The sequence below is a fragment of the Candidatus Villigracilis affinis genome (genome assembly GCF_016705895.1).
Taxonomy (GTDB): Bacteria; Chloroflexota; Anaerolineae; order Anaerolineales; family Villigracilaceae; genus Villigracilis; species Villigracilis affinis.
Map to the genome: position 1 here is coordinate 26,948 of NZ_JADJKT010000009.1, position 22,503 is coordinate 49,450.

Annotated in this window: 18 protein-coding genes; 16 read left to right on the top strand and 2 right to left on the bottom strand. The window is 52.2% G+C overall.

Features of this window, described 5'->3' with window-relative positions; translation table 11 throughout:
* The first annotated feature begins 238 nt into the window (after positions 1-238).
* The 14 genes from IPI86_RS06425 (at position 239) to IPI86_RS06490 (ending at position 19,153) form a co-directional block, all read left to right on the top strand.
* Positions 239-469 (top strand): hypothetical protein, encoded by a 231-nt coding sequence (locus IPI86_RS06425; protein ID WP_345297167.1) that lies wholly within the window; start codon positions 239-241, stop codon positions 467-469.
* 71 nt (positions 470-540) lie between these two features.
* Positions 541-4,539: an S-layer homology domain-containing protein gene (locus tag IPI86_RS06430; protein ID WP_345297168.1), complete on the top strand. Its 3,999-nt coding sequence runs from the start codon at positions 541-543 to the stop codon at positions 4,537-4,539.
* A 524-nt stretch (positions 4,540-5,063) separates the two neighbouring features.
* Positions 5,064-5,294, top strand: a complete 231-nt coding sequence (locus IPI86_RS06435; protein ID WP_345297169.1) for a hypothetical protein — start codon at positions 5,064-5,066, stop codon at positions 5,292-5,294.
* A gap of 62 nt (positions 5,295-5,356) precedes the next feature.
* Complete coding sequence (locus IPI86_RS06440) at positions 5,357-11,941, top strand: MBG domain-containing protein (protein WP_345297170.1); 6,585 nt, start codon at positions 5,357-5,359, stop codon at positions 11,939-11,941.
* Entirely contained in the window at positions 11,938-13,230 is a 1,293-nt protein-coding gene (locus IPI86_RS06445; protein WP_345297171.1) for an S-layer homology domain-containing protein, read from the top strand. The genes IPI86_RS06440 and IPI86_RS06445 overlap by 4 nt, the downstream gene beginning before the upstream one ends.
* A gap of 211 nt (positions 13,231-13,441) precedes the next feature.
* Positions 13,442-13,963, top strand: coding sequence for a PAS domain S-box protein (locus IPI86_RS06450; protein WP_345297172.1), 522 nt, complete (start codon positions 13,442-13,444; stop codon positions 13,961-13,963).
* Complete coding sequence (locus IPI86_RS06455; RefSeq protein ID WP_345297173.1) at positions 13,923-14,273, top strand: hypothetical protein; 351 nt, start codon at positions 13,923-13,925, stop codon at positions 14,271-14,273. Before IPI86_RS06450 ends, IPI86_RS06455 begins: the two co-directional genes overlap by 41 nt.
* Before the next feature lie 5 nt (positions 14,274-14,278).
* On the top strand, positions 14,279-14,653 hold the full coding sequence (locus IPI86_RS06460; protein ID WP_345297174.1) for an ATP-binding protein: 375 nt from the start codon (positions 14,279-14,281) through the stop codon (positions 14,651-14,653).
* Positions 14,620-15,120 (top strand): response regulator transcription factor, encoded by a 501-nt coding sequence (locus IPI86_RS06465; protein WP_345297175.1) that lies wholly within the window; start codon positions 14,620-14,622, stop codon positions 15,118-15,120. The genes IPI86_RS06460 and IPI86_RS06465 overlap by 34 nt, the downstream gene beginning before the upstream one ends.
* Before the next feature lie 609 nt (positions 15,121-15,729).
* Entirely contained in the window at positions 15,730-16,044 is a 315-nt protein-coding gene (locus IPI86_RS06470) for a hypothetical protein (protein ID WP_345297176.1), read from the top strand.
* Between the two features lie 15 nt (positions 16,045-16,059).
* Positions 16,060-16,542 (top strand): hypothetical protein, encoded by a 483-nt coding sequence (locus IPI86_RS06475; RefSeq protein ID WP_345297177.1) that lies wholly within the window; start codon positions 16,060-16,062, stop codon positions 16,540-16,542.
* A gap of 196 nt (positions 16,543-16,738) precedes the next feature.
* Positions 16,739-17,236, top strand: a complete 498-nt coding sequence (locus IPI86_RS06480) for a choice-of-anchor Q domain-containing protein (protein ID WP_345297178.1) — start codon at positions 16,739-16,741, stop codon at positions 17,234-17,236.
* A gap of 64 nt (positions 17,237-17,300) precedes the next feature.
* Positions 17,301-17,531: an S-layer homology domain-containing protein gene (locus IPI86_RS06485; protein WP_345297179.1), complete on the top strand. Its 231-nt coding sequence runs from the start codon at positions 17,301-17,303 to the stop codon at positions 17,529-17,531.
* Between the two features lie 137 nt (positions 17,532-17,668).
* Positions 17,669-19,153 carry an MFS transporter gene (locus IPI86_RS06490; RefSeq protein WP_345297180.1) on the top strand — a complete coding sequence of 495 codons (1,485 nt, stop codon included), beginning with the start codon at positions 17,669-17,671 and terminating at the stop codon, positions 19,151-19,153.
* 66 nt (positions 19,154-19,219) lie between these two features.
* On the opposite strand, the gene IPI86_RS06495 is transcribed toward IPI86_RS06490, so the two are convergent.
* Entirely contained in the window at positions 19,220-20,905 is a 1,686-nt protein-coding gene (locus tag IPI86_RS06495) for a methylmalonyl-CoA mutase family protein (RefSeq protein ID WP_345297181.1), read from the bottom strand.
* A gap of 129 nt (positions 20,906-21,034) precedes the next feature.
* Between IPI86_RS06495 and IPI86_RS06500 the strand changes: the two genes are divergently transcribed.
* A complete protein-coding gene (locus IPI86_RS06500; RefSeq protein WP_345297182.1) occupies positions 21,035-21,562 on the top strand; it encodes a DUF3090 domain-containing protein in 528 nt (175 codons plus the stop codon).
* Positions 21,563-21,716: 154 nt separating this feature from the next.
* Positions 21,717-22,316, top strand: a complete 600-nt coding sequence (locus IPI86_RS06505) for an SCO1664 family protein (RefSeq protein WP_345297183.1) — start codon at positions 21,717-21,719, stop codon at positions 22,314-22,316.
* A gap of 40 nt (positions 22,317-22,356) precedes the next feature.
* Here IPI86_RS06505 and IPI86_RS06510 read toward each other — a convergent pair whose 3' ends face one another.
* A complete protein-coding gene (locus IPI86_RS06510; RefSeq protein WP_345297184.1) occupies positions 22,357-22,488 on the bottom strand; it encodes a hypothetical protein in 132 nt (43 codons plus the stop codon).
* Between the last annotated feature and the right edge of the window lie 15 nt (positions 22,489-22,503).

Sequence of the window (22,503 nt, forward strand, 5' to 3'; positions counted from 1 at the left end):
CAACCTTGCAAAAGCATTTGTATTTTTTTTAATCTTAAATATAAATCAATTTAGAAATTGATATCTGATCCTAGCTTGTGAAATGGATTTATAGCGCAAACGCACTTTATAAATTATTCCAGGCCGTGCGAACGATACCCACTACAACCATCAAAGCCCCAAAGTCTTCCACCGACAGGCCAACTTTACACATGAAGATGTAAAGCAAGCAGTATCATTTAACAAAGGATGTGACAAAATGGAAAAGAAAAGCAGAATTCAGGAACTTGCGGAAAGAGTAAACATGACCTATGACGAGTTTATCGGTGAGATGCGCAAACGGGGATGCAGTGAGCCAACCGCGTCCAAAATATGGAGGGGTGAATATGAAGATTTCGAGGATTTCAAGGACAACGATGTAAATCTAAGCAATTTACGCAAGGCCGCTGCCGTCTTGAAGGTAGGGACAGGTATCTTGCTTCCAAAGTAAAGGTCGAAACCACACACTACAAGTAAATATCGTGTCGATGTTTGACAACCATTAAAAGTGAGGAGCCTGTCATGCAAAAACAACTTATTGCAAAAGTATCAGCTGCACTGTTAATCGTATTCATCGCACTGGGGGCAATGCCTGTAACGTCGGTATACGCGGCAGATTGTGCCAATACCTCCGTTACACAATATCGCTCAGCCAACACCGGCAACTGGAACGTCCCCGCAACCTGGGAATGTTCCGACGATGGTACGAACTGGCAGGTTCCAACCACCAACACACCCACCAACGCAAACAGTTTCATCACCATTCGCAACGGACACAATGTGACAGTTTCCGCGAATGTCACCGCCGACCAGCTCACCATTGATGCAGGCGGGCAGGTGACGGTCAGCACCGGTATCACATGGACTCTCAACAACGGCACCGGCGCAACAGATCTCACCGTCAACGGAACGATCGAAAACTCCGGCACAATGGCGGATGTAGGCAATGCCGTGCTGGTGTTCAGCTCCGGCAGCATCTACCGCCATGCTCAAAATGGCGGCGTGATTCCATCCTCTGTTGATTTTGCTCCAGTCACATGGAATTCCGCTTCCACCGTTGAAATTACCGGTATAACCAATACCGTCCCAGCAAGCGGCCTCAATCAGTCTTTTGGAAATTTCACATGGAACTCGACAGGCCAGTTGGCAGGTACTCTTTCACTAGGCGGAAACCTGACTACCATAAATGGTAATTTCACGATTCCCAGCACAGGTGCTGGAGCCATTCGTATCAATGGCAGCGCCACAGATATAACCGTTAATGTCGGCGGGAATTACACCCAAAGCGCGGGCACCCTCATTTTCAGTTCCGGAACCGGGGATGTCACTTTCAATGTGGGTGGAAATTTTTCAGTGTCGAATGGCGTGTTCAACATGAGCAATAACGATGCCGCCGTTGGCACCGTGAACCTGACTGGCAACTTCACCCACACCGGTGGAACCATCCGCGAGATCGCCCTTAACACGGGAAACTTCAACTTCCTGACAGGCACACACTCCTTCACATCGGGCGGCACGGTCACCGGCGATATCAACTTTGTCGTCAACAGCGGGGCCACACTTAACATGGGCACCAGCACCATGTCGGGCAACGCCTTCACACTTTCCAATGGGGGCACGCTCGGCATCGGCTCGCCAAATGGAATCACTACCGCCCCTACTGCCTCGGGCAATATTCAAACAACCACCCGCACCTATAATACCGGCGCGAATTACACCTACAACGGCACAGCAAATCAAGCAACAGGGAACGGTCTTCCCGCCACAGTAAACAACCTCACCATCGATAACACGGGAGGCGCTGGAAATAATATTGTCACCCTCGGGGCCAGTCACACCGTGAACGGCGTGCTTACCTTTACCAACGGTAATATTGCCACAGGAGCCAATTCCATTATTTTGCCGGTTGCGGCAACCGTTTCGGGAGCGGGGACTGGAAAATATGTAAACGGGAATGTTCAACGGGCATTCACTGCCGGGTCCCCAACATTCACCTTCCCGATCGGTGACGGATCAAACTACGCGCCGGTTGATCTTACATTTACCGGCATCACCACCGGGGGAGATGTCACCGCATCCACCACCGCAAGCGATTGTGCGGGGAGTTCCGGCATCGACACCGCGAAGAGCGTCAATCACTGCTGGACCCTGACCAACTCGGGGACAGTGTTTACGAGTTACAGCCCCACTTTTAATTTTGTCGGCGTCGGCACCGATGCAGATGCCGGGGCAAACACCGCCAACTTTATCGTCAGAAGATTCTCGGGCGGGACATGGTCCGCCACAACCAACGGCACCCGCACAGCCACAAGCACACAGGCAACCGGGGTAACTGCCATGAGCGATTTTGCTGTTGGAGAATCTTCACTGGCCAACACAACCACAACCGTTAACTGCGCCACCAACCCGGTGACAGTGTTCTCTGGAACCGTCTGTACCGCCACGGTTACACGGGCCAGCGGCGCAAACACCCCCAGCGGCACAATCACCTGGGGCACGGATGGGGCGGGTGCTTTTACTGCGGCGAATACCTGTAATTTGGTTGCCACCGTCACACCCGGAGTTTCTGATTGTTCTGTCACCTACACCCCCAGCGCAGTTGGCACCGGTTCTCACACGGTCTCTGCATCCTACGGCGGCGATGGGAATTTCAACAGCAGCAACGGGAATCAAGTCGTAACGGTTAATAAAGCCACCCCAACAATTAATTTTGGCGCAGCACCAACACCCACTTATCTGGGCGGCAATTTCACCGTCAGTGCAAACACTACCAATACCGATAGCAGCACCCTGACCTACAGCTATGTGAGCGGTCCGTGTGCATTCGTCAGCGGTGCAGATTTCAGTTCCTCAGGTGCTGGAGCTTGTGTAGTTCAAGCCAATGGAGCGGCAACGGCTAACTTCAATGCCGCCACACAGACGCAAAATGTAACAATCGCCAAAGCCACACCGACGATCAATTTTGGCGCAGCGCCTACCCCCACTTATCTGGGCGGCAACTTCACCGTCAGCGCTTCGACCACCAATACCGATAGCAGCGCGTTGACCTACAGCTATGTGAGCGGTCCGTGCGCATTCGTCAGCGGCGCGACTTTCAGTTCATCAGGAGCTGGCGCCTGCGTGGTTCAAGCAGACGGAGCGGCGACGACTAATTTCAATGCGGCCTCACAGACACAGAATGTAACAATCGCCAAAGCCACACCGACGATCAATTTTGGCGCAGCACCGACACCCACTTTCCCGGGCGGCAACTTCACGGTCAGCGCTTCGACCACCAATACCGATAGCAGCACGTTGACCTACAGCTATGTGAGCGGTCCCTGTACTTTCGTCAGCGGCGCAGATTTCAGCCCAACTGGAACAGGCACTTGTGTCGTCAGAGCCGATGGTGCGGCCACGGCCAATTTCAACTCTGCCACGCAGACACAAAACGTTATCATTTCAGCAGTGGGTGCCACCACCCCGGTCATCACCTTCGACCCCGCACCAACGCCCACCTATTTGGGCGGCAACTTCACCGTCAGTGCAACGACCACAAACACCGATAGCAGCGCCCTGACCTACAGCTATGTGAGCGGTCCGTGCGCATTTGTCAGCGGCGCAACTTTCAGTTCATCAGGAGCAGGCACTTGCGTCGTCAGAGCCGATGGTGCGGCTACTGCCAATTTCACTGCCGCGTTCCAAACTCAAAACGTCAGCATCGCCAAGGCGAATCCGACCCTGTCCATTTCGAATCCATCGGTTACTTTTACAGGCGCTCCACAAACTGCGAACGTTGTTGGATCTGTAGCTGGGACGGTCAGTAACATCCTTTACAACGGTTCGCCAACTGCGCCAACCAGTGTGGGTACTTATGCCGTCACTGCAGATTTCGCACCGACAGATTCCACAAACTACAACGATCGGATCGCGGCTTCGGCGGGCAACTTCACGATTAACCCGGTAGGCTCCGGCGTTGACTATCCCACATTCCAGGATGTCCCAACCGATTACTGGGCATGGCAGTATATCGAGGCGATCTATGCCGCCGGTATCACTGGCGGATGCGGTAATGGGAACTACTGCCCAACCGATATCGTTACGCGCGCGCAAATGGCGATTTTCATTCTGCGCGGTATTCATGGAGAATACTACGCTCCCCCAACTGCAACAGGATCTGTATTCGCTGATGTCCCCGCCGATTATTGGGCCGCCGACTGGGTGGAACAGCTGGCCCTGGAAGGAATCACAGGCGGGTGCGGCAACGGCAATTTCTGTCCTGATGCACCCATCACTCGCGCAGAGATGTCCGTGTTCCTGCTGCGAACGAAATATGGAAGCGGTTATCTGCCCCCGGCCGCCAGTGGACTGCTCTTCACTGATGTCCCCGCCGATTACTGGGCTGTAGATTGGATTGAGCAGCTCGCCTTGGAAGATATTGCCCGAGGATGCGGAAACGGGAACTTCTGCCCTGACACACAAGTCACCCGTGATCAAATGGCTGTCCTTCTCCAAAAATTGTTTGGTTTCCCGCTGCCATAAAGATCGATCCCAAATAAAAAAATAACAAATCTGCCGCAGGCAACGTTGCCTGCGGCAGATTTGTTATAGGCAGCTCAAGTGCCATTTGCCACTATATATCCATATCAGCGAATTATGCAGATTTTCGCGGATAACTATTTTGGTTTTGTGCTTCCTCCAAAAGAACCCAACTTGGGTTAAGGAATTCGGCAACACTTACACAAGTATTCCTTAAACACACAGAAAGACGCGCAAGTAGGGCGTATTCATCTAAATACGCGTTTATATCCAATTTATCGACTTTGCAAATGTGTTATTTTCCCTCTTGACTTTTGCGTGAATCACATTAGAATACGCTTAACACCTTTCAAAATTGAAAACATCCTTGCAAAAGCATTGCGTGCTTTTTTTTTAATCAGTTTTTTAAATCAAATTAGAAACCTGCATACAGGTTTAACTTTCAAAACAAAATTGCAATAAAAGGTATTTTGGACTTTCGGAACGATTGTAGAACAAACAAAGCTATTAATGAGGATTCGATCTGAATGGAAAAGAAAAGCAAAATTCAGGAATTGGCAGAAAAAATCTGTATCTCTTACGATGAGTTCATCGGTGAAATGCGCAAGAAAGGGTGCAGTGAACCCACTGCGTCCAAGATATGGCGGGGTGAGTACGAAAACTATAGAGACTATAAAGACAACGATGTCAATTTAAGCAATTTACGCAAAGCAGCCGATGTATTGAAAGTGGGTCCTGGTTCGCTGCTTCCAAAATGAATTTTCCAGCCGTGCGATCATGGCTGGTATTTTTTTGCACAATATACGGCAAGGAGACGGGTATGAAAAATAGTTTGTTTATCAAGATTTCATCAGCTTTTTTGGTTGTTATGCTCGCACTGGCAATGCTGCCTGTGCAAAATGCATTTGCTGCTGTTACACGTCCCACGGACTGGACTTCCGTTGGAAGCTCCGTAGGAAACGGCACTACACTAAGCACAAGCGGCTCCTATGCCGCGGCGGCTGGAACGCAGCGCTACACCCTGCTCGCCGTGACGGTCGTCAATACGGGAGCTACCGTAACCAGCACAGTCAGCGGAACCTGGGGCGGTGTGGCATTCAACAGCAATACTCCCACGCGCTTCATCGGTCAGGTCGGTAATACGACCGGTCGCCGTGCGATCTATCTGTTCGGTTTCAACGAAACGGATATCGCTGCACGCGCCAATGACACGATTACGATCAATTCATCCCTGAACTCCGCCGCAACATATATGCACAGTTATATGTCAACCTACGCGGGAGTAAGTCAAACCTCGTCTTACACATTCAGTTCCGACGACAATGGCGGCGGCAATACGACGACGGCTCAATACACGTCAGCTCTTAACACTATCAATGGAAGCTATGGCGCCTCGATCCTGCTCGTTGGTGGGACTACAGGCGGCGGCGTCACCAACACGGATGCAGCAGCCAACCCCAACACTGCCTATGCCATGAACGTTAATAATGTTCAGGTGGGAACTGCGAGCGGCACCTATGCCACCTTGGGAACAAAGGCATTTACAGGCACTGCAACCACTCAGCCGACATTCACTTTTTCGAATAACAGAAATGTTTTGATCGGTGTGGTTCTTGCCCCATCCCTTCCCAACACCACTACAGTTGGTACAGCAACGGCAACTGCTGCCAGCACCACATCCATTAACGTCTCGATGCCATATACAGATGATGGAAATGCAAACAACACCTATACGGTTGACTACAAACTCTCTTCCGCCGTTGGTTGGACAAACTGGGTGACAAACGCGGCCCATACCGCATCCCCCTACACAACCACCATCACAGGCCTGAGCGCTGCAACCAGCTACGATGTGCGTGTGACCTATAATGATGTCAATGGCGTCACAGGGACGAACCCGCAAACCATCAGCAACGTCACGACACTAACAAATACATTCGACACAAGTGTCCGCTTTACTGGAAACGGGAATCCGCTGACCCAGAGCTACACGGTCGGATCAGGCGGAGATCTGCTTGTCGTATCCATCGTGGCAGGAGGGAATACAGCCAGAACCGGCGGCGCACCCACCTACAACGGCATTGCGCTTACCCAGGCAGATGCCAACAGGACCGCCAACGAAACAGTCACCGAAATGTGGTACCTGACAAACCCGCCGAACGGTGCGGCCTATAACATCAGCATTCCTAATAACGGTGGCCTCAACCTCTACGCAACAGCTTCCTCCTATTTTGCGCAGAGTGGCAACACCTTTGCACTCGATGTAGCGAACGGAAACACGAACGGCAATTCTGCCAACCCATCCGTCTCTGTAACGACCACTGCAAATGGGGATGTGATCGTCGGCGCAATGGGCAATGGCAACAACGCCGCCCCCACGGGCCGCAGCGGAACCATGCTTTACGAAAACGATAATGGCTTTTTCTCTGATAACAGCCAGTATTTTTACCAAACAACTGCCGGGGCTTATGCCACCAGTTGGACGATCACGGCCGATGATTGGGGTGTCGTCGTCGCTGCATTCAAGCAAGTACCCACAACAACCACCGTTGGCACAGCAACAGCCATTGCGGCAAGTTCGACCACGATCAATGTTTCCATGCCATACACGGTTGATAACAATGCAAACAACACTTACACGGTCGAGTATAAGCTCTCTTCCGCAGGTGGATGGACAAACTGGATTACGAATGCAACGCATACGGCATCTCCCTACACAACGACCATTACGGGGCTTTCGCCTGCATCCAATTACGATGTACGCGTAACCTATAATGATGCCGATGGTGTCACAGGGACGAACCCGCAAACGATTAACAACGTCATGACAGGCCTGACCGATACGAGCGTCCGCTTTACTGGAAACGGGAATCCGCTGACCCAAAGCTACACGGTTGGATCAGGTGGAGACTTGCTTGTCGTATCCATCGTGGCGGGAGGCAATACTGCCAGAACAGGCGGCGCGCCCACCTACAACGGCATTGCGCTCACCCAGGCAGATGCCAACCGGACCGCCACCGAGACCGTCACCGAAATGTGGTATCTGACAAACCCGCCGAACGGTGCAGCCTACAACATTAGCATTCCCAATAACGGTGGCCTCAACCTCTATGCAACGGCTTCCTCCTACTTTGCACAAAGCGGCTACACCTTTGCACTCGATGTGGCAAACGGGAACACGAACGGCAATTCTGCCAACCCATCTGTCTCTGTAACGACCACCGCAAACGGGGATGTGATCGTCGGTGCGATGGGAAATGGGGGTAACACTGCCCCCACCGGCCGAAGTGGCACCATGCTTTACGAAAACGACAACGGCGCTTTCTCTGATAACAGCCAGTATTTTTATCAGACGACCGCCGGGGCTTATGCCACCAGTTGGACAATAGGTGCTGACGATTGGGGTGTCGTTGTTGCAGCATTCAAACAGACAATATTACCCAACACCACCACAGTTGGCACTGCAACAGCCATTGCGGCAAGTTCGACCACGATCAATGTTTCCATGCCATACACGGATGACGGTAATTTAAACAACACCTACACAGTTGACTACAAGCTATCTTCCGCCGGTGGATGGACAAACTGGATTACGAATGCAGCCCATACAAGCTCTCCATACGCCACCACCATCACTGGTCTGTTGCCTTCAAGCGACTACGATGTGCGTGTGACCTACAATGATGCCGACGGCGTCACGGGAACGAATCCGCAGACGATCAGCAACATCACGACTCCTGCCATCCCCATTTCGGGAAGCTGGACAAATGTTTACAGCGGCACTGGAACGACGGTTGTTAACGCCGTATCCGCTACCAGCACAAGCACATGTACAGCAGGGGCAGGCAGCAACCGGGTAGTTTTGGTCGCTTTTTCTGCTTCCGCAGCGGCCGCGGCCAATTCCAATTTTTCAATGACAGTCCCAACTGCCACATTCGGCGGAGTATCGGTCACTGAAATTACAAGCACAAAAGCAAGCACGGACCTCCGACCACACGCATGGATCGGTTACATCAAGGAAGCGAATATTCCGGCTGGTGCACAAAATATCAGCATCACTTTTACCAAGGGCGGCACCAATAACAGCGCCATTGGCAATATCAGTATCTTCTGCGCCACGTTCACCAATGTGGATCAAACCTCGGTCTATTCGCACGCGGCGGTAGGCCCCAATGCTGCGTTTCAACCCGCTTCTCCAACCATCTCCATGAATGTTGGTGTGAATGACCAGGCCATCCTTTTCACACCCAATTCAGCAAACGCGACGGTCAACAACTACACTCCCACCTCCTATTCGGCCGCACTGTACTTCGCTAATGCTGGTTATAGTGTTGACATCGCGCACAGGACGATCCCAGCTACGGCAGTGACTGGAGAAAATACGTCCGTAACCTGGAGTGCAAATGGCAGGTCTTCCATCCTTGGCGTCACCTTAAAGCGTGCACCTGACAAGCTGGATCAGGTCATTACTGTTGGCACCGCAGCTCCTGCGAATGCAGCCTTCGGCACTACTTTCCCCGTGGATGCAACATCCGATTCGGGTCTGAATGTCGCAATTACAACCAGCGGAGGATGTTCCGGCAGCGGTACATCCAGCGCCGTAATCACGATGACCAGCGGCACGACCGCCTGTGTGGTTCACTATAACCAGGCTGGGGATACAACTTATAACGCCGCTCCTGAAGTGACCAGTTCCACCACGGCGCAAAAGGCAACCGCAACGATCACATTCAACGCGGCGCCTACCCCCACTTATTTGGGCGGCAACTTCACGGTCAGCGCTTCAACAGATAACACGGACAGCTCGACTTTAACCTACAGCTATGTGAGCGGCCCTTGTGCATTTGTTAGTGGTGCAACATTCAGCTCTTCCGGTGCAGGGACCTGTGTCGTTCAAGCCAATGGAGCAGCGACGGCTAATTTCAATGCTGCATCGCAGACACAAAATGTTTCGATCGCCAAGGCCACGGCCACCGTCACTCTCGGCAGCCTCGCACAGACCTATGACGGTACGCCGAAGTCCGCCACTGCTACAACGACTCCCAACGGCCTGACCGTGGACTTCACCTACAACGGCTCGCCCACCGCTCCCACCAATGCAGGCAGCTATACTGTCGTCGGTACGATCAACGATGCGAATTATGTCGGCACATCCACCGACACGCTCGTAATCTCGAAGGCGACGGCCACTGTCACCCTCGGCAGCCTTGCACAGACCTATGACGGCACGCCGAAGTCCGCTACTGCCACAACAACCCCCAACGGCCTGACCGTAGACTTCACTTATAACGGTTCACCTACCGCTCCCACCAATGCAGGCAGCTATACTGTCGTCGGTACCGTCAATGATCCAAACTACACAGGTTCATCCACTGACACTTTGGTGATTGCCAAGGCCACAGCTACCGTTACATTGGGCAGTCTGGCGCAGACCTATGACGGCACACCGAAATCCGCCACCGCTACAACAACCCCCAACGGCCTGACCGTGGACTTCACCTATAACGGTTCTCCCACTGCACCCACCAATGCAGGCAGCTACACCGTTGTCGGTACGATCAACGACGCGAATTATGTGGGTACATCCACTGATACTTTGGTGATCTCGAAGGCTACAGCCACCATCACCCTCGGAAGCCTCGCACAGACCTATGACGGTACTCCGAAGTCTGCCACTGCTACGACAACTCCCAATGGCCTGACCGTGGATTTCACCTACGACGGTTCACCTACTGCACCCACCAATGCAGGAAGTTATACCGTCGTTGGCACGATCAACGATGCGAATTATGTCGGCACATCCACCGATACTCTTGTGATCTCGAAGGCCACAGCAACCGTCACTCTCGGCAGTCTTGCACAGACCTATGACGGTACGCCGAAGTCCGCCACCGCCGCAACAACCCCCAACGGCCTGACCGTGGACTTTACTTATAACGGTTCACCTACTGCCCCAACCAACGCCGGCAGCTATACCGTTGTTGGCACCGTCAATGACCCGAATTATGTAGGGACCTCCATTGATACGCTTGTGATCTCGAAAGCCACAGCAACCGTCACTCTCGGCAGCCTCGCACAGACCTATGACGGTACACCTAAATCCGCCAGTGCTGTAACTAATCCACTTGCCCTGACCGTGGACTTTACTTATGATGGATCACCCACTGCTCCGACCAACTCAGGCAGTTACACCGTTGTTGGTACGATCAACGATGCGAATTATGTCGGCACATCCACTGATACGCTCGTAATCTCGAAGGCGACAGCCACCGTTACTCTCGGCAGCCTTGCACAGACCTATGACGGTACGCCGAAGTCTGCCACCGCCACAACAACCCCCAACGGCCTGACCGTGGACTTGACTTACAACGGTTCACCCACCGCCCCTACCAATGCAGGCGGCTACACGGTTGTCGGAACCATCAATGACCCGAATTATGTAGGAACCTCCACTGATACGCTAGTGATCTCGAAAGCCACAGCCACTGTCACTCTCGGCAGCCTTGCACAGACCTATGATGGCACACCGAAATCCGCCACAGCCACAACAACTCCCAATGGCCTGACCGTAGACTTCACCTATAATGGTTCGCCCACCGCTCCCACCAATGCGGGCAGCTACACCGTCATCGGTACCATCAATGACGTGAACTATGCGGGGTCATCGACTGACACGTTGGTCATCTCGAAGGCCGCAGCCACTGTCACCCTCGGCAGCCTTGCACAGACCTATGATGGCACACCGAAATCTGCCACCGCCACAACAACCCCCAACGGCCTGACCGTGGACTTCACCTACAACGGTTCACCCACCTCTCCCATCAATGCAGGCAGCTATACCGTTGTCGGAACGGTGAATGACCCGAATTACGCCGGTTCATCCACTGATACTTTAGTAATTTCGAAGGCTACAGCTACTGTTACTTTGGGCAGTCTAGCGCAGACCTATGATGGCACGCCAAAATCCGCCACTGCCACAACTACTCCCAATGGCCTGACCGTAGACTTCACCTATAACGGTTCGCCCACCGCTCCCACCAATGCGGGCAGCTACACCGTCATCGGTACCATCAACGATGCGAATTATGTGGGCACCTCCACTGATACCCTGGTGATCGCCAAGGCTAATCAGAACATCTCATTTACCACACCGGCTCCGGTTGGTGCTCTGGTCGGCGGCCCGGTCTACACCCCATCGGCATCTTCCACATCCGGTCTATCGATCGTCATCACCATTGACGCAGCCTCCGCAGCGGTCTGCTCCATCTCCAGCGGTGACGTTTCCTACTTCGGAACTGGCACATGTACTATTAATGCCAATCAAGCCGGAGATTCCAACTACAACCCCGCCCTCAGGCCCAACAGGCCTTTGGTGTTGGACTCGGAAACCAAACCATCACGATGACTTCGACAGCCCCAGCTGCTGCGGTCGTCAGCGGACCTGTCTACACCCCAAGCGCAACGGGTGGGCCTTCCGGTAACCCGGTCATATTCACAATCGATGCGTCCGCTGCCTCGGTCTGCTCAATTTCAAGCGGCGATGTTTCCTTCCAGGCGGTTGGTACTTGTGTTGTCAATGCCAATCAAGCAGGCAGTTCCACTTACGCCGCCGCTTCACAGGTTCAACAGTCATTTGCAGTTGGCAAGGGCACGCCCATTGTTTCGTGGTCCAATCCCGCAGACATCACCTACGGCACTCCGCTGAGCGCAATACAACTCAACGCCACAGCTTCAGTACCCGGCACCTTTACGTACAATCCCGTTTTGAACTCTGTTCTGGGGACAGGCGCAGGGCAGGTACTGTCGGTCGATTTCATCCCAACAGACTCGGCCAATTATCTCAACGTTAATGGCACCACCGTTACCATTAACGTCCTTACTGCCAACCCAACCCTGTCTGTTACCAACTCACCTGTTGTTTACAACGGCTCACCGCAGGCGGCAATTGTGGTTGGGTCCGTGCCTGGCACGGTCAGTAACATTCTCTATAATGGCTCTATAAACCAGCCAAAGAATCCTGGTACCTACTCGATTACGGCCGATTTTGCCCCAACTGACAGCGTCAACTATAACAATCTGACGGCAGCTTCAGCAGGCGACTTCATCATTAACTCAAAAGATCCGGACTACCCCACATTTGCAGATGTTCCCATGAATCACTGGGCTTGGGCATATGTTGAATCGATCTACGCAGCCGGGATTACAGCTGGCTGCGGTACAAACCCGCTGATTTACTGCCCAGATGAACCTATTACCCGCGCACAAATGGCGATCTTCATCCTGCGCGGGGTGCATGGTAAAACATACGTCCCGCCAGTTGCCAGCGGCACAGTATTTACAGATGTTCCTACCGACTACTGGGCTGCCGATTGGATCGAGCAACTAGCAGAAGAAGGCATCACAGTCGGTTGCGGTGACGGGAACTATTGTCCGGAGAATGCCATCACCCGTGCGGAAATGTCCATCTTCCTGCTGCGCTCGAAACTCGGCAACACTCACACCCCGCCACCGGCCACCGGCACGACATTTAACGATGTCCCTGCTGATCACTGGGCGGCAAGCTGGATCGAACAACTGGCATTTATGGAAATTACCAGCGGCTGCGGTAATGGAGCCTTCTGTCCGGAAGGACAGGTCACCCGCGACCAGATGGCGGTCTTCATCCAGCGCATGTTCGAATTCCCATTGCCATAAGTTTCAGATATCCATATAAGGGTTTTGGAGGTGGGGTGCGCGCCTTTTGTCGGCTGTTTGTGTGAAATACCTACTCTAGGGGGGAATAGGCATCCGTTTTTCTGGTTTTACACCAGCTCCGCCTTTCAATTACGAAAGCTGTATTCCTGTAACTCAAAAAGCGGATATGCCTGCGTTATAATTTTCACAAACAATTCTCAAGAGGTGTGTGGTGGAAAGCAAAAACCAGACATTCACGCAAGATAATTTTTCAGAAGAATTACTGCAGACTGTCTATTTACAAGCCGGGGATGGCATCTTTTTGGTCGACGATCAAAAGATCATAGCGGCGAATCCGTACGGTTGTGACATGTTTGGGTATTCCAGCGATGAAATCATTGGATTGCCACTGATGGAACAGGTTCCCGAAGATGAGATCACTCATATAACTGAAAAACTGGCATTGCTCGCAATCACCAAGTTTGTCATCTCTGAAACGTCCTTTTACCGCAAAGATGGCTCTCGTATGGAGGTTGAAATCAGCGGAAAAATATTGTCCAATGGACAAATTCTTGGAATCTGCGGGACATCTCAACGTAAAGCGGCGAAAAGGCCTCGGAAGCGCAAAACAAATAGTGGAAAACGCGTAGGCTTTTCGGGGCGTGAGCGTTGGCGCGGAAACAGACAGTGGGCAAACCCTCGGCTATATCAATATGCAAGTGGAGGCGATCCGCGATCTGAACAACAAGGGTGAGAAGGAAAGATTAAAGTCCATGCTGGCAAGGTTATCGGAGGCGGCGCAGGAGTCGCATCGCGACATCCGTACATATATTCAAGGCTTAAAGAACAGCATACCGGACATCCATCAGGAATTTTTTGTCGCATTGGCTCGATACTGTAATCACTATGAACAAACTTATATGTTCAAAGTCGAACTCAACCTGCCACGAAACCCGCCTGATCTGCTGGCAAGCGTCCAGGTTGAAACACATCTGATCTATATCATTCGTGAGCGCTGGGGAACGCGCGCAGGTATTCAGGGGAGAATCAAGCAAGCGTCGTAATTGAAGTGGAGAATGAATTCGTGCAAGCCGTGATAGAAGATCATGGTGTGGGCTTCAATGAGAAACTCAATCAATCGAACAGCAGCAAAAGCTCACACTTCGGGTTGAAGATCATGCGCGAACGCGCAGGAGAAGTCGGGGGGACAGTGCAGGTTGAAAGCGCACCCGCCAAAGGGACGCGTGTGATCGCACGTTTACCAAGAAAACTCTCCAGTGGAGAGGCACTCGCGGCGCGTGTCATGATCGCGGATGATCATCCGCTGTTTATGGATGGGCTGCGAAATATGCTGGCAGTGCGCGGCGTGCATGTGATCGGTACAGCCAGGGATGGCATGGAGCACGGGAGATGGCGCGCGCTTTGCAGCCCGATATTATCTTGATGGATATTAATATGCCGCGCATGAACGGGCTGGAGGCTACCCGCCTGATCAGGCTGGAGATGCCCCATGTCAAAGTTGTAATGTTGACTACTTCGATGGAAAAGGAAGACGTGCTCGAAGCCTTGAAGGTGGGTGCATCAGGTTATTTTTCCAAAGGGATGGGCGCAGACGAGTTCATGCTGCGACTGGAGGAGATCACGCGCGGCGAAGCGGAGTTCTCTGCCGAGGTGGCGAATCAATTACTGGAGATGTTCATTAAAAAATCCACCGCTATGGCTGAGTTGCCTGAAAGGCAGGTGGAAATTTTGCGGCTTGTGTCACAAGGCCTGACATACAGAGCAATCGGCGACAGACTATACCTGACTGAGCGCACGGTGAAATACCATATGGGAGAAATCCTCTCGCGCTTGCATTTGAAGGGACGGCAGGAGGCGGAAGAGTATGCCAGACGGCGGGGATTAGCGTGATTTTCAGACTCTAAAGGTTTTCCTTTAGGGTCTTTTTATTTAAGACTGTACTTTGTACTGTACTTCACAAACGCAGAAATATATTAATATCCCCTCATGACTTCCTTCCGCCAGCGGGCAATCGTGATCTATGGAGATTCCGTGCTTCTTGAAGGAATTGCGGAATCTCTGCACAAACGCGGGAATCTGACAGTGATGACCGTTTCTCCCAATGATCACCTACCTTGGTCTTCCGGCCTGTGCTGGTGGATGCTTCGCAAATTAAGCTCAATCAAATAGAGGAACTGACCACGGGCGTCCCTCCATCATCCACCTCAATATGGATTCTCAGAAATTGACCATCACTTCCACTCAACAATTCCCTGCCGCCAGTTTTGACGATTTGGAACAGGCACTCGAATTCATTGAGAAACCAATACAACTCGCAAGGAGAATGTTATGAAATATCATCTTTTCAGTAAAGCCCTCATCTTATCCTTTGGGGTTGGCTGTTGGGCGTCACCCCGCATATGGGCCACCCTCCGTCGCCAACTCTACTAGCGGCCCGGCTCCCTGCGTCAGGCCATTGCAGATGCAACGCCGGGTGACATAATTACTTTCAGCGGTGATATGACCATTCCGCTTGCCAGCGAATTGGTGATTAGCAAAGACCTTACAATTGACGCCACACCCAATAGCGTCATCGTCAGCGGCGAAAATGTCACCCGCGTCTTCAATGTCACCGACGGGACGGTAGCATTCAATCACCTGACGATTGCCAACGGCAACGTCCAAACCTTCGATTGCGGCGGATACCCTTTCCAATGCGGTGGCGGACTGATTTTACAAAGCAATGACACCATCCATGTGACGGTCACAAATAGTATCTTTTCAACCAGGCAGACTACGGAGGCGGCATTGATCATCAGGGGAGTGGAACACTAGTAATAGTAGACACATTTGACGTGGTCCTCCAAGGAGGTGGTATTCCCTTGGCACCTGACCGTAACGAACAGCACTTTTTCCAACAACAGCGCAGACTGGCGCGGTGGCGGCATTAATCAGGATGGCGGCACGGTTACCGTGACGAACAGCACCTTCTCCGACAACAACGCAAACGAGGGCGGCGGCATCTACAACTACATTGGCGCACTGACGGTAACGAACAGCACCATTTCCCATAACAGCGCAGGCTGGGGCGGCGGTCTACACACCGAGGTTGGAACGCTGACGGTGACGAACAGCAATGTCATTAACAACACTGCTTCAACGTTTGGCGGTGGTATTTATAACGCGGGAAAGTTGACCGTGACTAACAACAATGTGGCTGGCAACTCTTCTTACCTTGGCGGCGGTATTTTCAATCACGGTGAAGCAGATATAGCAAAGCATTTCAAAAACTTTTTGAATCAGGTGGGGTTTACAACTGTATGGCTCAAATAGGAACAGACCTTTTTGGTAAACGCGGATTGGGACTGGCGGCATTCAAAGCAGGGGCGGGACAATTACAATTGATAGCAGCACCTTCTATCAAAATAGTGCCGGTCATATTGGCGGCGGTCTGGCGAGTTATTTCACTTCTGCAATAGTAAATAATACGATTATCGCCGACAACTTGGGGGAAAATTGTGATACCACTATGAATCCAATTTTGGGAGCAAACAACCTTACAAATGATAGCTCCTGCGGTGATAGTTTTATTATTTCATCCACGATTCGGCTCGGCACGCTGGGCGATTATGGCGGGTACACTCAAACCATCCCGCTGCTGTCAGGCTCTTCTGCCATTGATGCCGGAAACGACGCCACTTGCACAACTACCGACCAGCGCGGAACAACCCGGCCGCAGGGGGCAGCTTGTGATATCGGCGCATTTGAATATGTTGAATCGGTATCCCCACCTCCTCCAGCAGTTTTTGCCGATGTGCCGTTAACCCACTGGGCAAATGAGTGGGTTGAGAAGTTGTATGCTGGAATCCGGGTGCGTACGAGACACCTGCTTGTCCCGAAGCCACGGTCACCCGCGCACAAATGGCAATTTTCATCCTGCGTGGGATTCATGGAAGTGCATATACCCCTCAGCAACGAGTCTTGTTCCGCTCCTTCGCCGATGCCTGGATTGAACAATTGCAAGTGAAGGCATCACCACAGGCTGCGGCAACGGAAACTACTGTCCCGAAGCCACGATCACCCGCGCTGAAATGTCCATCTTCCTCCTGCGCGGAAAATTCGGAAGTGCATACACACCTCCAACAGCAACAGGCACTATCTTTTCAGATGTTCCGCTCGGCTCCTTCGCCGATGCCTGGATCGAACAACTGGCAATCACAGGCATCACGACAGGTTGCGGCAATGGAAATTATTGTCCGGATGCTCCAGTCACCCGCGCTGAAATGGCGGTATTTCTGGTAAAGACATTTAACCTGCCATAACAGTCGTTTGACCCAACACAATAAAACAAACCTGCCGCTAATAGTCTGCGGCAGGTTTGTTTTATCTTTATGCTACACTATCCTTATCAACGTATCTCAAAATCTCGAACGGTGTTTACTGGTACACTATGCAAGTCTTGACGAAAAAACTTCCCTTTTGGCTTAAACTTTTATACGGCTCCGGTGACTGGGGACTCTCCAGCATCGGCATGATGCGCTCCATTTTTTATGCGCTATATCTCACCGATGTGGTTGGCATTGAGCCGCGTCTCGCATCTTTGGGCGCGCTGGCAGGTATTGTCTGGGATGCGATCAACGACCCCCTGATCGGTATGCTCAGTGACCGCATCAAAACGCGCTGGGGAAGAAGGCGACCCTTCCTTTTGTGGTTCGCATTTCCATTTGGCTTGAGTTTCGTCATCCTGTGGTCAGCACCAAATTGGGAAAGCCAGATCGCATTGACGATCTACGTCACCCTCGCCTTCATGCTCTCCGATACATTGACCACTCTCGTAGCAATGCCGTATCTTGCCCTCACCCCGGAACTGACCCGTGATTACGATGAACGCACCACGCTCTCAAGCTTCCGCACGGTGTTCCAATTACTCGCGGCAATGGCAATCGTCATCACCGCCCCCATGATCGTGGACGAGGTCATTTCAAACGGCGGCACACAGCAACAGGGATTCATGCTCGCAGGCGCGATCTTCGGCGGATTGGGTGCGGTTCCGCTCTTTTTAATTGGCTGGTTCGTACGGGAAAATTTCCAACCCGAGGCACAGGAAGATCTACCCTTCCGTGAGACCCTGCGCATCGCATGGAAAAACATTCCCTTCCGCTATGCCGCAGGGATTTACATGTTCAACTGGTCCGCAGTGGACATGATCGCCATCATCTTTCCTTACTTTCTTCTCTACTGGGTCGCTGAAGGCAACCTGCTTGCCAAGGTCAACGTGCTCGGCGTGGACCTTGCGCTCGAATCCGCCTTCTTCGGCATCATGATGCTCGTTTGCATTCTATGTGTCCCATTCTGGCTGTGGCTGGCAAAAACGCGCAACAAACGTGAAGCATACATTCTCGGAATGATCTTTTGGGTGATCGTACAGGCCATGATATTCACCATTCAACCCGGCGACACCGATTATTTATTGCTCATCGGCGCACTGGCCGGGGTCGGCGTTTCAGCCGCCTATATTTTGCCCGACTCCATTTTGCCCGACGTGATCGAATGGGATGAGCTTCGCACCCGCCGCAGGCAGGAAGGCATCTATTACGGCATCCGCACCCTCATCCGCAAACTGACAGGCGCGCTGGTGATCTTCCTCACCCTGCAAACACTGGGCTGGTCTGGCTATCAGGCCCCACCCGAAGGTGCCATTCAATCCACGCAACCAGAATCAGCTTTGCTCGCAATTCGATTAATGGTCTCCCTGCTCGGCGCCATCGTTCTCGCAGGCACGATCCTTCTGGCCTGGTCATATCCACTCTCGCGTGAAAAATACGAGCGGATTCAAAAACTGTTAAAGCATCGCAGGGATGAAAAGCCGGTCAAGCCCAAGCCGGTAACTGATTCTGTTTCAACAACAGACTCTCCCGAAATAGAGCCCCCAAAACCCGCCTGACGATTTTCGCTCAAACAAAAAACGGACAGCCCATTTGCTGTCCGTTTTTTATGCAATCCACTTTATTTAAATCACCGATAATTCTTCATACACACCGAAGGTTTCCTTCATCACTGCCACGATCTCGCCCAATGTAGCATAAGCATGGACACATTCCATGATATAGGGCATCGTGTTCTCTGTGCCTTCGCAGGCGATTCGCAATCGATCCAGCGTCTGACCCACGCGGCCATTATCGCGAGTCTTGCGGACTTCATTCAAGCGACCCACCTGACGGTCGTAACCATTCGGGTCCATCTTTAGGATCGGGATCGTGAATTGTTTTTCCTCGGCATAGGCATTCACACCGACGATCTTGCGCACACCCAGATCGATCTCGCGTTGATATCGATAGGCCGCATCGGCGATCTCGCTTTGGAAGAATCCTTTTTCAATGGCAGGGATCACACCGCCCAATTCCTCCACCCTGCGGAAATAATCATAGGCTTGCTTTTCCATGCGGTCTGTCTGCGCTTCGACGAAGAAACTGCCGCCCAATGGATCAATGGTGTTCGTCACACCTGATTCTTCAGCAATGATCTGCTGGGTGCGCAGGGCAATCGTCACCGCATGTTCTGATGGCAAAGCCAGCGCTTCATCCAGTGAATTTGTGTGCAGGCTTTGCGTTCCTCCCAGCACCGCCGCCAAAGCCTGGATCGCCACGCGGACAACGTTATTTTCTGGCTGTTGCGCGGTCAATGAAACACCTGCCGTCTGCGTGTGAAAACGCAGCAACCACGAGCGCGGATTCTTCGCCTTGAAAGTCTCGCGCATCTCACGTGCCCAAATGCGGCGCGCCGCGCGATACTTGGCGATCTCTTCAAAGAAATCGTTGTGCGCGTTAAAGAAGAACGACAGGCGCGGAGCGAACTCGTCCACGTCCATGCCGCGGGCAATGCCCCAGCGCACGTATTCGAGACCGTCGGCCAGGGTGAAGGCCAGTTCCTGCGCGGCGGTTGAACCCGCCTCGCGGATGTGATATCCGCTGATCGAGATCGTATTCCACTGCGGCACTTTTTGCGCGCCGAACTCCATCGTATCCACCACCAACCGCATCGAAGGCTCGGGCGGGAAGATGAATTCTTTTTGCGCGATAAATTCCTTGAGGATATCGTTTTGTGTGGTGCCGCGCAATTGATCGGGACGCACACCTTTATTTTCGGCAGCGGCGATGTACATGGCCCAAATGATCGCCGCGGGCGAATTGATGGTCATGCTCGAAGAGACCTTGTCCAATGGAATGCCTTCGAGCAGGATCTCCATATCCTTCAATGACGAGATCGCCACACCGCATTTGCCAAATTCACCCAACGCCTCGGGCTGGTCGGTATCGTAGCCCATTAACGTTGCCAAATCGAAGGCAATGCTCAATCCTGTTTGACCCTGCTCCAGCAAGTATTTGAAGCGCTTGTTCGTTTCCTCCGCAGTGCCGAAGCCCGCGAACATTCGCATGGTCCACAATTTGCTGCGATGCAAAGTCGGGTGAACTCCGCGTGTGTAGGGATATTCGCCCGGCAAACCGAGATCAGCTTCGTGATCCAGTTCGGCCACATCCTGCGGCGTGTAGACTCTGTTGATGGGTTCGGAGGAAGTAGTGATAAATTCGTTTTCGGCTTTGCGTTCAGGCAGTTGAGACAGCGCCTTCTTCAGGGAAGTCGCCTCCCATTTTTCAAGTGAGCTTTTTAGTTCGTCCAATTTTTTTCTATCGTACATGGCACACTCCTTTGGCGAGATGTACGGATTATACATGAGGCGTAGTCTGGTATACTACCAAAAATACATTTGGAAAAATAAACGAACAGGTGGATTCATCTGTCCAGCCGATTTTATAAAAGGTAAAACATGCCCCGTTTCGAACTTGACATAGATCCATGTGATCACATCACCGCAGATGCCATTGGCAGCCCGGGCCAGCGCGTCTTTTATCTTCAAGCCTATCAGGAACAACGCACGATCACGATTCTGATCGAAAAAGCCCAATTGCAATCGCTCGCCATCGGTATCGAACAATTCCTCTCGCAGATCGACCAGCAAAACCCCAACCTCGAAGAAGCGCACGGCGAATTCTCCGAAGACAAAATGCGCATCCATCCGCCCGTGGACCCGCTCTTTCGCGCAGGAGAGATCGGCCTCGGCTACGACAAGGAACGCGACCGCGTGGTCATTTTCACCAAGGAATTATTGACCGAGGAAGAAGAACCCGAATCGGCGGCGCAGATCCGCTTTTGGGCAAGCCGCTCCCAGGTGCGCAAACTCGCGCGCTGGGGCGCAGACGTGGTCAGCCGCGGCCGCCCCACCTGTCCACAATGCGGCCAGCCCGAGGAACCCGGCGGACATTTCTGCCCAAAGAAGAACGGACATTTGAGTTAAGTTGAAAGTTGAAACCTTCAACCTGTAACCTTCAACCATTCTATGCTCCCGCAAAACTCCCAAACAATTCAAGCTGCCCTTACTCACGGTGATTACGAACTCAAAGGTCAGTTCATGCTTGGTTCGAATTACACGTTCTTTGTGGATGTTCAGCATGAAGGCAAAACCTATAAAGCCGTGTACAAAACCCAGCAAGGGCGAACAACCACTTTGGGATTTCCCCGATAATACGCTTGCCCTGCGCGAAGTGGCCGCCTATCAACTAAGCGAGGCGCTCGGCTTTCACATCGTCCCATTCACCACCTATCGCGACGACGGTCCCTATGGCCCCGGCTCCCTGCAGCAATATATCGAATACGATATCGAGCATCACTATTTCAACTTCACGCCCGATGAACGGGAAACCCTTCGCCCCGTTGTACTCTTCGACATCCTCGCCAACAACGCCGACCGCAAGGGCAGTCACATCTTTTTTGAGGAAGGCACGCAAACGCTGTACGGAATCGATCATGGGATTTGTTTTCACGAAGAAAATAAACTACGCACCGTGATCTGGGATTTCTCCGGACAACAGATTCCAGACGATCTGCTTGCGCCTCTTGCCGAAGCCGAAAACTGGTCTGACCTCTTTGAGCAGTATCTCAGCCCACGCGAGATCCGCGCAATCCAGCGCCGTGCGCGGACGCTGTTAAAATCAAGAACATTCCCATTGAGACCGGCAGATAGAAGAGCATTTCCATATCCCCCGATATAGTAAAAAGAGACACTGAAATTCAGTGTCTCTTTTTGTCCACTTATAAATAGATCTTGACGTCTTCGCCGTTGTCTCTTTCGGCCTGACGAACATCAAGAATGGACTCTGTCGTGCGGGTAAGCCCGTATAATACGATGGCTGCTACCACTATGATAAGTAATCCGGTATTCATTTTGTTCTCCTTTCC

Excerpts from the sequence above, each read along its gene's own strand:
- IPI86_RS06480 (WP_345297178.1), top strand. The coding sequence starts at position 16,739 with ATGAATCCAATTTTGGGAGCAAACAACCTTACAAATGATAGCTCCTGC.
- IPI86_RS06455 (WP_345297173.1), top strand. The coding sequence starts at position 13,923 with ATGCAAGTGGAGGCGATCCGCGATCTGAACAACAAGGGTGAGAAGGAA.
- IPI86_RS06505 (WP_345297183.1), top strand. The coding sequence starts at position 21,717 with ATGAAGGCAAAACCTATAAAGCCGTGTACAAAACCCAGCAAGGGCGAA.
- IPI86_RS06485 (WP_345297179.1), top strand. The coding sequence starts at position 17,301 with ATGTCCATCTTCCTCCTGCGCGGAAAATTCGGAAGTGCATACACACCT.
- IPI86_RS06465 (WP_345297175.1), top strand. The coding sequence starts at position 14,620 with ATGGCGCGCGCTTTGCAGCCCGATATTATCTTGATGGATATTAATATG.
- IPI86_RS06510 (WP_345297184.1), bottom strand. The coding sequence starts at position 22,488 with ATGAATACCGGATTACTTATCATAGTGGTAGCAGCCATCGTATTATAC.
- IPI86_RS06425 (WP_345297167.1), top strand. The coding sequence starts at position 239 with ATGGAAAAGAAAAGCAGAATTCAGGAACTTGCGGAAAGAGTAAACATG.
- IPI86_RS06495 (WP_345297181.1), bottom strand. The coding sequence starts at position 20,905 with ATGTACGATAGAAAAAAATTGGACGAACTAAAAAGCTCACTTGAAAAA.
- IPI86_RS06440 (WP_345297170.1), top strand. The coding sequence starts at position 5,357 with ATGAAAAATAGTTTGTTTATCAAGATTTCATCAGCTTTTTTGGTTGTT.
- IPI86_RS06500 (WP_345297182.1), top strand. The coding sequence starts at position 21,035 with ATGCCCCGTTTCGAACTTGACATAGATCCATGTGATCACATCACCGCA.
- IPI86_RS06435 (WP_345297169.1), top strand. The coding sequence starts at position 5,064 with ATGGAAAAGAAAAGCAAAATTCAGGAATTGGCAGAAAAAATCTGTATC.
- IPI86_RS06445 (WP_345297171.1), top strand. The coding sequence starts at position 11,938 with ATGACTTCGACAGCCCCAGCTGCTGCGGTCGTCAGCGGACCTGTCTAC.
- IPI86_RS06430 (WP_345297168.1), top strand. The coding sequence starts at position 541 with ATGCAAAAACAACTTATTGCAAAAGTATCAGCTGCACTGTTAATCGTA.
- IPI86_RS06470 (WP_345297176.1), top strand. The coding sequence starts at position 15,730 with ATGACCATTCCGCTTGCCAGCGAATTGGTGATTAGCAAAGACCTTACA.